General features: G+C 52.7%; 13 protein-coding genes and 1 pseudogene. 8 read left to right on the forward strand and 6 right to left on the reverse strand.

Annotation, left to right across the window (positions count from 1 at the left end):
• Positions 1 to 136 precede the first annotated feature (136 nt).
• The 3 genes from JCM12308_RS05635 to apaG all read left to right on the forward strand — a co-directional run bounded on the left by JCM12308_RS05635 (position 137) and on the right by apaG (position 2,251).
• Complete coding sequence (locus JCM12308_RS05635; RefSeq protein ID WP_083417076.1) at positions 137 to 943, forward strand: ion transporter; 807 nt, start codon at positions 137 to 139, stop codon at positions 941 to 943.
• Between the two features lie 180 nt (positions 944 to 1,123).
• Complete coding sequence (locus tag JCM12308_RS05640; protein ID WP_008549886.1) at positions 1,124 to 1,750, forward strand: CDP-alcohol phosphatidyltransferase family protein; 627 nt, start codon at positions 1,124 to 1,126, stop codon at positions 1,748 to 1,750.
• A 108-nt stretch (positions 1,751 to 1,858) separates the two neighbouring features.
• Positions 1,859 to 2,251 carry a Co2+/Mg2+ efflux facilitator ApaG/CorD gene (gene apaG / locus JCM12308_RS05645; RefSeq protein ID WP_050773922.1) on the forward strand — a complete coding sequence of 131 codons (393 nt, stop codon included), beginning with the start codon at positions 1,859 to 1,861 and terminating at the stop codon, positions 2,249 to 2,251.
• 79 nt (positions 2,252 to 2,330) lie between these two features.
• Here the strand turns inward: apaG and JCM12308_RS05650 are convergent, their stop codons facing one another.
• A complete protein-coding gene (locus JCM12308_RS05650; protein ID WP_037037084.1) occupies positions 2,331 to 2,744 on the reverse strand; it encodes a tellurite resistance TerB family protein in 414 nt (137 codons plus the stop codon).
• 266 nt (positions 2,745 to 3,010) lie between these two features.
• Here JCM12308_RS05650 and JCM12308_RS05655 point away from each other — a divergent pair, with 266 nt between their 5' ends.
• Positions 3,011 to 4,669 (forward strand): lysine--tRNA ligase, encoded by a 1,659-nt coding sequence (locus tag JCM12308_RS05655; protein ID WP_054783116.1) that lies wholly within the window; start codon positions 3,011 to 3,013, stop codon positions 4,667 to 4,669.
• Positions 4,670 to 4,702: 33 nt separating this feature from the next.
• Positions 4,703 to 5,479, forward strand: a complete 777-nt coding sequence (locus JCM12308_RS05660; protein WP_054783117.1) for an SGNH/GDSL hydrolase family protein — start codon at positions 4,703 to 4,705, stop codon at positions 5,477 to 5,479.
• Here the strand turns inward: JCM12308_RS05660 and JCM12308_RS05665 are convergent.
• Genes JCM12308_RS05665 through JCM12308_RS05675 form a run of 4 tightly spaced genes read right to left on the reverse strand, consistent with a single transcriptional unit; the run spans position 5,417 to position 8,181 of the window.
• Positions 5,417 to 6,343: a calcium:cation antiporter gene (locus JCM12308_RS05665; protein WP_208978288.1), complete on the reverse strand. Its 927-nt coding sequence runs from the start codon at positions 6,341 to 6,343 to the stop codon at positions 5,417 to 5,419. The two genes, JCM12308_RS05660 and JCM12308_RS05665, sit on opposite strands and share 63 nt — an antisense overlap.
• A 14-nt stretch (positions 6,344 to 6,357) precedes the next feature.
• A complete protein-coding gene (locus JCM12308_RS29110; RefSeq protein ID WP_208978289.1) occupies positions 6,358 to 6,588 on the reverse strand; it encodes a hypothetical protein in 231 nt (76 codons plus the stop codon).
• Positions 6,589 to 6,624: 36 nt separating this feature from the next.
• Positions 6,625 to 7,521 (reverse strand): thermonuclease family protein, encoded by an 897-nt coding sequence (locus JCM12308_RS05670; protein WP_054783118.1) that lies wholly within the window; start codon positions 7,519 to 7,521, stop codon positions 6,625 to 6,627.
• Positions 7,522 to 7,536: 15 nt separating this feature from the next.
• The gene (locus JCM12308_RS05675) at positions 7,537 to 8,181 is read right to left on the reverse strand and encodes a S24 family peptidase (RefSeq protein WP_054783119.1); all 645 of its coding nucleotides are present in this window, start codon (positions 8,179 to 8,181) and stop codon (positions 7,537 to 7,539) included.
• Positions 8,182 to 8,390: 209 nt separating this feature from the next.
• Between JCM12308_RS05675 and JCM12308_RS05680 the strand changes: the two genes are divergently transcribed.
• Together JCM12308_RS05680 and JCM12308_RS05685 are read left to right on the forward strand one after the other, a co-directional pair.
• Positions 8,391 to 8,732, forward strand: a complete 342-nt coding sequence (locus JCM12308_RS05680; RefSeq protein WP_054783120.1) for a DUF952 domain-containing protein — start codon at positions 8,391 to 8,393, stop codon at positions 8,730 to 8,732.
• Positions 8,733 to 9,836: a quinone-dependent dihydroorotate dehydrogenase gene (locus JCM12308_RS05685; protein WP_054783121.1), complete on the forward strand. Its 1,104-nt coding sequence runs from the start codon at positions 8,733 to 8,735 to the stop codon at positions 9,834 to 9,836.
• Positions 9,837 to 9,886: 50 nt separating this feature from the next.
• Here JCM12308_RS05685 and JCM12308_RS05690 read toward each other — a convergent pair whose 3' ends face one another.
• A complete protein-coding gene (locus tag JCM12308_RS05690) occupies positions 9,887 to 11,179 on the reverse strand; it encodes an MATE family efflux transporter (RefSeq protein ID WP_208609099.1) in 1,293 nt (430 codons plus the stop codon).
• Between the two features lie 282 nt (positions 11,180 to 11,461).
• Between JCM12308_RS05690 and JCM12308_RS05695 the strand changes: the two are divergent.
• A pseudogene (locus JCM12308_RS05695) lies at positions 11,462 to 12,299 on the forward strand (histone deacetylase family protein).
• Positions 12,300 to 12,431: the final 132 nt, after the last annotated feature.

Here is a 12,431-nt window from a genome sequence, read left to right on the forward strand (position 1 = left end):
TCACCTTTACTACCTCTAGTTCTTGGCGATTTCTTCATCTCTGCGCGCCATTATTTTGCTGGCCCCTTTCAACTTGAAACCATCAGATAAATACTTAGGGTGGGCCCAAATACGTATTGTGAGGTCAAGTGTCGAAATGCGGGCGAAGTTGCGATCCATCATTGAAAGCCGCCAATGGGAATACACAATTATTAGTATAATCGCGTTGAATGCTATTATCCTGGGGTTGGATACAAGCATGTCGCTGATTGCGAATTACGGCATGATCCTGCGGTTTTTGGATGAGTTGATCCTCGCAATTTTTGTTGTAGAGCTGACCTTACGTATCATCGCGTTTGGCCCAAGTTTCTTCAAAGGTCCTTGGAATCTCTTCGACTTCTTCATCATTTCTATTGCGCTTGTGCCGGCAACAGGCCCGGCAACCATCCTACGTTCCCTGCGAATTCTCAGGATCTTACGCCTGATCTCGGTGGTTCCATCGCTCCGAAGTGTTATCGGTGGCCTTATCCTCGCGCTGCCAGGCATGGGCTCCATCGTTCTGCTCATGGGCCTCGTGTTCTATGTCTTCTCCGTCATGGCGACACGGCTATACGGCGCAGTGTTTCCGGAATGGTTCGGCTCCATCGGCGCTTCGGCCTATTCACTGTTCCAGATCATGACGCTGGAAAGCTGGAGTATGGGCATTGTGCGTCCGGTGATGGAAGTCTTCCCGAATGCGTGGATGTTCTTCATTCCGTTCATCCTATGCACGGCCTTCACAGTGTTGAACCTGTTCATCGGTATAATCGTTGCAGCAATGCAGCAGGAGCATGATAAGGATCTTGAGGAAGACCGTATCAACGTGCACGAAGAAACACGCCACGTTTTGCACGAACTCAAAGATCTGAAGGTTGAACTGCTCAGTGAGCTGGAGCGCATCCGAAAGGACCGCAAGAAGGGCTGATGTACTCTCAGGTCTTTGCAGCAGGAGCTTCTTTCCCTTCAAAGGGTTGCCGCTGCTGTATTTGCGATCAAGTCGTGTTGAAGTAATCTTGATCGCAGCGCGTGTGGATTGCGGGTTTGCTAATATAGGCACCTGCATAAAAAAGGCCTAAGACGAAAAGCATATCTGATAGGATACGATATGTTTGATGCAAAACTCCGCGGCTATATAGATCCCCCGCTCAACAGAATGGGAAAAGCACTGGCAGATCTTGGGATTACGGCAAATGCTGTAACCTTGGTTGGCCTCGGCTTTGGTCTTGCCGCAGCTGCGGCAGTGGCTGCTGGTCAGTTCTATACAGCACTGCTGTTCATCCTGCTCAATCGTTTCGCCGATGGGCTGGATGGGGCAATCGCTCGTGCAGCCGGATCCACCAATCTCGGCGGGTTTTACGACATCACATTCGACTTCATCTTTTACGGAGCCATCCCGCTCGCCTTCGCGTTTGTCGCTCCTGAACAGAATGCCCTGGCCGCCGCCGCGCTACTTTTCAGCTTTTACATTAACGGTTCCACATTCCTTGCATTTGCCACTCTGGCACAAAAGCTGGGTATGCAGACCACATTGCGCGGTAAGAAGTCCTTCTATTATCTGGGAGGGCTGGCTGAAGGCTTTGAAACCATTGGCGTCTTCGTCGCGTTTTGCCTGTTTCCCACTTACTTCTCATGGGTTGCGTGGACTTTTGCTGCGATTTGCACACTTTCGGCCATTTCTCGCGTTTTCATGGTCAGGCATATGGTTTTGAACCACCCAGATCCCTCGGTGTAAGATCGTTGCTCTTGCGAAGATCGGGGTGAAAAGGCTAGACTTATTAAAAATAGGATGCGTACTGCTGTTGTAATTGCAGCGGAATTTTCCTGAAATATGGGTTGTGCTATGTATCGTGCCGTTACCCGAAATATACAGATCACTGTGGAACCGTATTATCTTGCTGAGGAGTCTACTCCCGAAGATGAGCAGTTCTTCTGGGCCTATACGGTCTCGATTGAAAACTTCAGCTCCGAAACAGTGCAGCTGCGCTCACGTCACTGGCATATCATTGATGCCAATGGTCATACGCAGGAAGTCAACGGAGCAGGAGTTGTTGGGGAAGAGCCAATCATTGAGCCCGGTGGCTCATTCCAATACACATCCGGCTGCCCTCTCAACACCTCCTCAGGCATCATGACAGGCAACTACCGTATGCAAACGGACAAAGGCGAGTTCTTTGCAGTAAAAATTCCGGCATTCTCGTTGGACCTGCCAGATATGGTCAAGACAGTGCACTAGGGTTCTGTCTGCATTACTCCCTCAGGGCGAGGGAGGACTTGCGGGCAGCCAAACCGCCCGCCTTCCATAACATGTTGACTTACTGAGTACGGAAACGCGCCTGTGCACCGCGCTCAATGGCAGCGATGGTCAGCTTGTCCAGCTTCAGGTGGTCGCGCAGCAGCTGCAGCATGCGCACTTCTTCAGGGCTTACACGAAGGTCAGCCGCTGCAATCTCAACACCAAGCGCATAAGCCGTGTCATGCAGTTTGGTTGGCAAGGACTCTGCCACAAGCGCCAATGTTGCGTTCATGCCATTTTCGCCGGAAAGACGCTCAGCGCACTGCTGGGTGATCTTGATCAGGTCATTGTCATCAAAGTCTTTGAAGACAGGGAGAATGCCCACAATATCGCCAAGCTGACGCAGCTCTGCATCGCTCATCGCGCTATCAGCGGCAGAAACCATCACCATCACATGAATGAGAGCTTCTTCTACGCTCAGTAATCTATCTATTGTACCCATATCTCCCCAAAGCAAAAAGCTTTGCCTCTTGGTTTGCTTTAGTTTTTTGCTATGCCAAATCGTCCGGCAGCGGTTAATGACTGCAAAGGTAAGGGGGCTTCCTGCCTCATACAAGGGGTTACAACCGAAAACCCGAGAACTGTCATTGACGTGGGCGCCAGTTTTACATAAGTTCGCGCAGCTTTCCGGCATCAAATATAGCTGGTGAAAGCAAAACTCAGTTACAATTTAATCTCCAAATACGGATCTCAAAATCCATGTCTACGAACAGTTTGCCTCAACTCGATCTCAGCCCAGAACTTATCGAGGCGGCACAGGTATCTAAAGCCTGGCCGTTTGAAGAAGCACGCAAACTGGTCAAACGGTTGGAGAAGAAACCCAAGACCGGGCCGGTCTTGTTCGAGACCGGCTATGGTCCATCTGGTCTGCCTCATATGGGCACCTTTGGCGAAGTTGCCCGCACCACCATGGTGCGCACCGCCTTTCGTTTGCTCACACAAGACAAGATCCCGACCAAGCTGATCTGCTTCTCAGATGATATGGACGGCTTCCGCAAAGTTCCAACCAACGTGCCTAACCAGGAAATGCTGGCAGAGTACCTTGGCAAGCCACTCACACGTGTGCCGGACCCATTTGGCGAGTTTGATGGCTTTGCCCAGTCAAACAACGCGAAGCTTATGGCGTTTTTGGATAAGTTTGGCTTCGAATATGAGTTCGCGTCTTCCACCGAGTACTATACATCCGGTGTGTTCGACAAAGCGCTCCTGCGCATGCTGGAAGTCTACGACAAGATCATGGCGATCATCCTTCCAACACTGGGAGAGGAGCGTCAGGCAACATACTCTCCGTTCTTGCCAGTTTGTCCGCGTACAGGCGTGGTGCTTCAGGTGCCAATGGTGGATCGCAATGTCGAAAAAGGCACTGTGACCTACATTGATCCGGAAACGGAAGAGCGTGTGGAAGTGCCGGTAACCGGTGGCGCAGTGAAGTGTCAGTGGAAAGCCGACTGGGCGCTGCGTTGGTACGCGCTGGGCATCGATTATGAGATGGCTGGTAAGGACCTGATCGACAGTGTGAACCTGTCTGGCAAGATCTGTAAGGCTCTGGGCGCTCCAGCTCCGGAAGGCTTCAACTATGAGCTCTTCCTGGATGACAAAGGCCAGAAAATTTCCAAGTCCAAGGGCAACGGGCTGACCATGGAAGAGTGGCTGACCTACGCTTCTCAGGAAAGCCTGTCTCTGTTCAACTTCCAGAAGCCAAAGACTGCGAAGAAACTGTACTTCGATGTGATCCCGAAAGCGGTCGACGAGTACTGCACCTTCCTGTCCAAGTTTGACGGTATGGAAGCAGCGCAGAAGCTGATGAACCCAGTGTGGCACATCCACTACGGCAACCCACCGAAGGAAGAAATGCCGATCTCCTTCGCAATGTTGCTCAACCTCGTTTCTGCATCCAACGCAGAAAACAAGGATGTACTGTGGGCTTTCATCTCCCGCTACGCACCGGGCTCTTCTGCTGAGACGCACAAGATGCTGGACGAGCTGGTTGGCTACGCAATCCGCTACTACGACGACTTCGTAAAGCCTACGAAGAAGTTCAAAGCGCCGGATGAAGTTGAGATCGAAATGCTCACCAAGCTGGACGAAGTGCTGGCTGGTTTGCCTGCTGATACGGACGGCGGTGACATCCAGAACGCAATTTACGACATTGGTCGTAATATTGAGCGTTACCAGAACACAGCCAAGCCGGGCCCTGACGGTCGACCGGGTGTCGCGCAGACCTTCTTCTCCGCGATTTATCAGGTACTTCTGGGACAAGAGAAAGGTCCTCGTTTCGGATCCTTCATCGCTCTCTACGGTATTCCAGAAACCCGTAGTTTGATTGCAAAAGCACTTGCAGGAGAGCTTGCAGCGTGATGAATTAGCCCCCTCAAACGAGGGGGCTTTTTTATGTCTTTTCCCAGCTGGCTTACTTGGGCACTTTTACCCGTTTATATTGTCGAAGGTTTGCGCGCACGCGCCAACTCCGTGCGTTTTGCACCTGCTCCTGGTCCGCAATCCGGCGAAATCGCCGGGCAGGGCAAACAGATAAACCTGCTCGTTGTCGGAGATTCCTCCGTTGCAGGTGTCGGCCTTGATCACACTACAAATGGCCTGACCTACAAGCTGGCCACCAAACTCTCAGAAATCAGCGGCCAGCCCATCAAATGGCGGGCTGCGGGCAATAACTCCGCGACATCAGCGCAGCTGCGGGACGTTGTGGTGCCTAACTTGCCGGATGCTGATTACACCCACGTTTGCATCAGTATCGGCTTCAATGATCTGAAGAACTTCAAATCCGGTCGTGCTTGGAAGAAGGGCTTTGGCGAGTTGATCTACGCGCTGCGCACCAAGTATCCGAATGCGCGCCTTTTCTGGCCCAACCTGATGTCTCCAACCTACGTGCCAGCCCTTTCAAAAGCGCTGGCAGGGGTTCTGGAGCCTCGCCGTCAGATGATCAACCGTGTCGGCACACAGCTCTGCTTTGAGCGTGGAGCTATCTCCATGGCGGCCATACCAGAAATCACCAGCGCTGCCTTTTGCGAGGACGGCGTGCACGCGACATCGCTGGGGAACCAGATATGGGTGGACCACATGGTCGCTGATCTGCTTGAGCGCGGTCTCCTAGGGTTGGAAAATAAGGATGAAGTAGAAGACAAACAGAACCAGATGGACAGCGCCCTGTAGGGCGTTCGTTCGGGTTCCTGTGAAGGTGATCATGCTCAGGATCAGTGTCAGGAGCAATAGGATCATATCCGTATCCTTCACGCCCAACACAATGTGAATGTCAAAGATCCCGGCTGCGATCAAAACCGCCGGGACAGTCAGTCCAATGGTCGCCAGCGCCGAGCCCAGACAGATGTTGACGGAGCGCTGCAGCCTGTTGGCCAGCGCAGCACGGAAGCTGCCAAGCCCTTCCGGCGTCAGAACCAGAAGTGCCACAAGAACACCGCCAAAGGCAGCAGGCATGTGGAAGCTGGCAATGCCAAAGTCCACCAGAACCGCGAACTTTTTGGAAAGCAGCACAATCGGTAGCATGGTTAGGATCAGGAACATCGCATGATAGCCGGTGGAGTAAATCTCCAGGTCATGATGATGGTCATCCTCATCATGAGCGTGCTTGTCATCCTCCACTTCATCCTTCGCCATCAGAAACGATAGAGCCACACCTGAGTGTGGTTTCGGCTGAATGAAGAAAGACTTATGCCGGATACTCTGCGTTGCAAGGAACACTGCATAAAGCAGGCTGATCATCACCGCGAAGGAAATCTGCTGTCCGGTGGATAGGGAAGGATCTGCGGTGGAAGTGGTGTAACGGGGAAGGATCAGAGAAAACGTTGCAAGCGGAATGAGAACTGAAAGGAAGGAGCGGGCACCCGTGGTGTTGAAGGGCTGTTCTCCGTATTTGAGGCCGCCCAGCAGAAGACTGATGCCTACCATGCCATTCAGCACGATGTTGAGCACCGCGAGCATCGTATCGCGCGCCAGAGGCTCATTGGTACCACCTGTCAGCATAATGGAAACAATGAGCGAGACCTCAATGCCGATCACCGACAGGGTCAGGATCAGTGTCCCGTAGGTTCCCCCAAAATAACGGCCAGACAGTCTGCATGGCGCACCACACCAAAGGCGCACCACAGCATGACGCTGAAAAGCCAGATGAAGCAGAAGATCTGCACGGCAAGGCCTGCAGAGGGCTGCAACAGATCCGCCCCAGCCAGAAAGAAAAAGGCTGTGGTTGCAGCACCTGCCAGAAAACAGGCTTCTCGTTTAAGTGTACTCCAAAACCCTGACATTATACTTTTGTTCTCCAAGGCCCTGTAAATAATGAATTATTCTGTTGCAGAGGTCTCCGCAGTAACGTCTTCGCGTGGACGCCAGATGATGGCAGGTTCCCCTTCCATCACCAGTGGTGTCTCGGAGGTGCTGTCGTCCGCGAGCTCCTCCCATGAGTTCACCAGTGTGGCTGACTCATCATCACTCAGCTGCACCAGCTTGGAACGCCAGATACCCTGTTCAGCCCGCCGCGCCTTCGCAGCAACGTCTTTCAGGGCCTCAGGGGCATCTCGCTCAGCCTTTGCCCAACCATTCTCAATCAGCCAAGTGGCAAGATCATGTTTGCCCACGTTGCAGGTTGCAGCGTAATCATCCCCTTGCATCGGCTTCATGTCAGAGCAGGTGACACGCTTCTGGCGGATGAAAGCACGCAAAGCCGTCCGTGCTCTGATCCCGCAAGGCCATCTTTCACCATCTTCACTGGGGCATGTTGTGCTGAGAGGAACAGCTTGAACGTGATGAAGCGAAATCCGTTTCTTTTTATCGCTCAGCGTGGCTCCATCCACCGCAACAGGGCGATAGAGCACTAACTCCTTTGGAGGAGGCTGCTTGGACTTGCGAGGTACTTTGACGTGAGCAACACGTTGCAGAGTAGCTGTTACCGCAGGAGGAGGCGTGCGCGTGCCACCCACATTACGCAGTCCATCAGGATGTTTGGGAGGTGTTTTTGGGATTTTGGCTTCAGCAGCAAGGCGAGCAGCTTCTAAAGCCGCCAGTTCCTTCTGCTTTTCTTCAGCGCTTGGCTTATGCTCAACCGGAAAAGAGGAGGGGCGATAGAGGGTGCGGGCGTTTCCACGCAGAGCGGTTTCTGCATTGTGCTCAATGAGCGCATAAAACCCGACGCCAAGAAGCGCCACTCCAAAAAGAAAACACGTGGTCTTGGTAATCCGCATAAGCACCCTGTCTGCTTATTGGCTCACCCACAAAACCCTTGCTGTCCAGACCAGATCCGCAACTTGAACAACCCTTGGTGTGTCATCCGGGTTGTGCCGTCGAAATTCAATGCGCTCGTTCGTTTGTCGTTGCAACGGGCCGCAATGTAAATCTCCGGTTTTAGTCGCTATCAAAACATGATCATTTCGCCGCAAAGAGCTCTCGGGAGAGACGATGAGTATTTGTCCTTCCCTGTAGTATGGTTCAAAACTATTACTCGAAACTTCCAGTGCGAAGAATTTCTCACTCTGAGAACTGGGAAAAATGAAGCTATCGCAGAATTTATCTAGCTGAAAACCCGAGAGATCCTCAAGATCCACCTCTCGTAACTCATCACTCGTGCATAAATACGCTGGAAATGACCGGAAATATGTACCGGTGATCTCTGTTTTGTCTTGCAGTATTCCGGCAAAGTCCACGAAGGTCATTTGAGTGACTTCGAGCACCTTGGCAAGCGATTCCGTTGACGGCCAGCGTGGGCGGCCATCAGCAGCAAAGCGCTTGGAAGGATTGAAGGAGGTCGGATCGAGTCCGGCACGTCGTGCAAGGCCAGAGGGTGTCAGCTGGTGCCGCTCAGCCACTTTATCAAGCGCTGCCCAAAGGTTCTCGTGATCTAACATTCATCCTCCAACAGCGGGAATAACCAGACATAAACCGTACAGATTTGCTGGAAAAACAGCCTTGTTCTGCACCTCTTAGAAATCTTGTATGTGGTGAATAAAATCCTATTGCAAGCACTAGTCGAAAGAGAGGGGTTGCCAGCCACCGATTTGTGGATGTATGAGCATGGCTTCAGTTGAGTAGACGTCTCTCCTGAAAGGCAATTCCCATGTCCCTCATATTCAAGATCGCCCCCGAGGCGCTTTGGCAGGAAGCTGAAGCCGCCGGTATCTTTGCGGGTGCTCCGATCGATCTGGCCGATGGTTACATCCACTTCTCCAGCGCTGAGACCGTGAAAGAAACCGCTGCTTTGTACTTTGCGGGACAAACCGACTTGCTGCTGATTGCCGTTGAGAGCGAAGACTTCCCGGAAAATGAAATGAAATGGGAAGCCTCCCGAGGTGGCACGCTCTTCCCGCATCTTTATGGCGAGTTTCCTGTCTCCAAGGCCAAGTGGGTCAAACCATTACCATTGGATGCTGAAGGCAATCACGAGTTTCCGGAGCTTTAAATGTCGATTGAAAACCTGATCAACAAAGTGGGCATTCGGGCACTACATTGTCTGGATCCTGAGACTTCTCACAACGCAACCATCAAGATGCTTGCCTCTGGCCTGGCACCAACATTTGGCCAAATCGAGAATAAAGCACTTGAGTACAAGCTTGGTGATCTGACCTTCAAGAACCCGGTCGGCATGGCAGCAGGGTTTGATAAGAACGCAGAAGCCATCACACCACTCATGAAGCTCGGCTTCGGGCATGTGGAAGTGGGCACTGTGACCCCGCTGCCGCAGGAAGGTAATCCAAAACCTAGGAATTTCCGCCTCAGCGCAGACCGCGCCGTGATCAATCGCTACGGCTTCAACAATGACGGTCACGATGTGGTCTACGAGCGCATCCGCAAAGCAGGTCGTACGCCGGGAGTTCTGGGCATCAACGTAGGAGCCAACAAACTCTCCGAGGATCGCGTTGCTGACTATGTGCTAGGCGTCAAACGTTTCGCTGAACTGGCAGACTACCTGACGGCCAACATCTCCTCTCCAAACACACCGGGTCTGCGAGACCTGCAGGAGAAAGACGCGCTTGCTCATCTGCTCTCTGCCATCGTCAACGCACGTGATGAGCAGGAAGACCATCTGGGCCGCAAAGTCCCGGTCATGCTGAAAATCGCACCGGATGTGATGGAAGAAGCGCTTAAGGAGATTGCTGAGGTTGTCATGACCAACAAGGTCGATGGCATGATTGTTTCCAACACCACCATCGCCCGCCCATCCACGCTCAAAGATCAAAAGCAAGCGAAGGAAGCCGGCGGTCTGTCAGGCGCTCCATTGTTCGAACGCGCAACCATCGCTCTGGCGAAAACCAGACGCGCTGTAGGACCGGACTTGCCGCTCTTTGGTGTTGGTGGAGTAGATACGCCAGAAAAAGCGGCTGCCAAGATCTTTGCAGGGGCCAACCAGATCCAGCTGTATTCCGGCATGGTCTATGAAGGGCAGACGCTGGTGAAGAAGATCAATCAGCATCTCTCTCGTCTGGTCGCAGCCCGAGGCATTTCCAACCTGCAGGAGCTTGTCGGCATCGACAACGACATCTGGGCAGACAAAACGCTCGACTAGTAGAGACTAGGCGAGGTGCGTATCAGTAGCCTCGCCTTTTGATCTCGTGATCAGCCAGCCCTACTGGAAGCTGGCTGCAGAGCGCCAAAATACTGCCGCTCACGCACGACGCACAGATAGCTCAGCGTCAACCCACGTGCACCGAAGAACACCAGCAACGAGAACCAGAGCCCGTCGTTTCCATAGATCGGAAACAGCAGATAGTAGCTGGCAAGGAACAGTATGGTTGAAACCACCACAGAGTTCCGCATGTCCTGGGACCACGTTGCGCCAATAAATATTCCATCCATCTGGAAAGCCAGAGTGCCTATGATTGGCGTTAGGACAGCCCAGAACATAAAGGTCCGCGCTGTCTCTCGTACTTCCGCATGGGTGGTCAGCAGATCAATCACCACACCACCGGTCAGCCACAGCACCATTGCTGCGCCAAAGGAAAGCCCAAAGCCCCAGCCGATGGAAAGCCGTAGAGCCTTACGGAAGGCCGTGCGTTGCTTGGCACCAATCGCTTGCCCAACCACCTGTTCGGCAGCTGATGCCGTTCCATCCAGAAAGAACGCAGCAACCAGAATGAACTTCTCCAGAACTGCATTTGCAGCCAGAACCACTTCACCTTGAGCTGCACTGCGCGATGTGAAGAAGCCAAAGGCAAACAGCATCACCATGGACCGGATCATGATATCCCGGTTCAATGCCAGCATTGGCTTGAGCTTTTCCCAGATGATAATCTGAGAGAAGGTCGGCAGCGGTGCGCCATTCAGCTCGCGCTTAATCAGGTAAAGCCCCAGACAGAATGTCAGCATTTCCGCAATGAAGGTTGCCACAGCAACACCCGGAATGCCCCAGTTGAACCCAAGCACAAACACCACCGAAAGCACCATATTGGTGACATTCAGGAAGGTCTGAATAAGCAGCCCGATGCCCGCCTTGCTCAGTCCAAGATACCAGCCAAGGATGGAATAGTTGGCGAGCACAAACGGGGCAGAAAACGCACGGATTGCAAAATAGGTCGCCGCAGCTTCCTGAACTGCTTCCGTACCGCCAATGATCGGCAGGCCAAAACTCAGGATCGGCCATTGCAGGAAGATAACAATCACACCGCCAATCAGCCCCAACAGTAGCGCCCGTGCCAACACAGCCCGCATCTCGTTGCCATTGCTGGCGCCAAGAGCTTGTGCGGCCAGACCCGTAGTACCTGCACGCAGGAAGTAAAAGAACGCACCGATCACATCAAACAGGATCGTACCCACAGCCAAACCACCCAGCAAAGCAGCATCATGCAGCTGCCCGATCACTGCAGTATCAACCAGCCCCAGCAATGGAGTGGAGATATACGCCAGGGTCATCGGGACAGCGAGCGCAAGGAAAGAGCGGTTTGTCACTTTGAAACTTGTAGACACGGAAAAACCTTTAAACGCACGAGAGCAATGCGGGCCTGCAGCTCAAATGGGCTTGGGGAAATTGAAGTCTCTATGCTCATATTGGTTTGTTCTGTTTTTGTCCATATTTATAATCTTGAGAGATCAGTTAGATTGGCTTGAAACAGAGAAGGTGTTGCTCTCGTGAGACTACCAATTGTGCATCATCCCGCCTACACAGCGGACATTCCGGAGGACCATCGGTTCCCCATGAGAAAGTATGCCGAGGTCGCACGGTGCTGAAAGAGACAGACCCGCAGGGCGCACTCTATGACTTCCATGAGCCAGCCCCCATCTCACGCGATGATCTGCTGCGCGTTCATGCAAGGGAGTATGTGGATCAGGTGCTGAGCTGCACGGTACCGCACGCCGTTGCCCGCGAAATCGGCTTTCCCATGACTGAGAGCGTCTCCTTCCGTGCCCAGTGCGCAACAGGTGGATCCTTGCTGACGGCCATGCTGGCGCTGGAGCACGGCGTGGCCTGCAACACCGCCGGAGGTCCCACCACGCCCGCATTGCGCAGGGTGCTGGCTTTTGCGTCTTCAATGATGTTGCAGTCGCGGTGAGGGCAGTGCAGGCCATGCGTATGGTCCGCCGCGTACTGATCATCGATCTGGATGTGCATCAGGGGGATGGCACTGCCGATATCTTCGCTCACGACACCAGCGTCTTCACCCTCTCACTCCATTCAGAGAAGAACTACCCCGTCCGAAAGAAAGCCTCTACGCTGGATGTGCCGCTGGAAGACGGCATGGAGGACGACGAGTACTTGTCAATTCTGGAAGATACTCTCAAACGCGTGCTCACCACGTTCAAAGCAGATCTGGTGTTCTTCAATGCCGGTGTTGACCCTCACCATGACGACCGTTTAGGCCGCCTTGCCCTCTCCGATGAAGGGCTGCGAAAACGGGAGGAACTTGTCTTTAAACTGGTAAGGAATGAAGGTCTTCCACTTGCAGGTGTGCTGGGAGGTGGTTATTCGTATAATCTTAGACTATTGGTTAACCGGCACTCAAACCTGTACCGCGTGGCAGCGAAGTACTTATAATTCAAAAACAAGTCCTTTTTATATAAAATTTTAGTAAAATATAAAATTCCACCTTTAAGAACTGAATAGGTAAATGTGTCTTGCCATTTTATGAAAAATGCGCAGTATCCCCTCCGTAAAGTGCAAATAAAA

The sequence above is a fragment of the Pseudovibrio denitrificans JCM 12308 genome (assembly GCF_001310815.1).
Taxonomy (GTDB): Bacteria; Pseudomonadota; Alphaproteobacteria; order Rhizobiales; family Stappiaceae; genus Pseudovibrio; species Pseudovibrio denitrificans.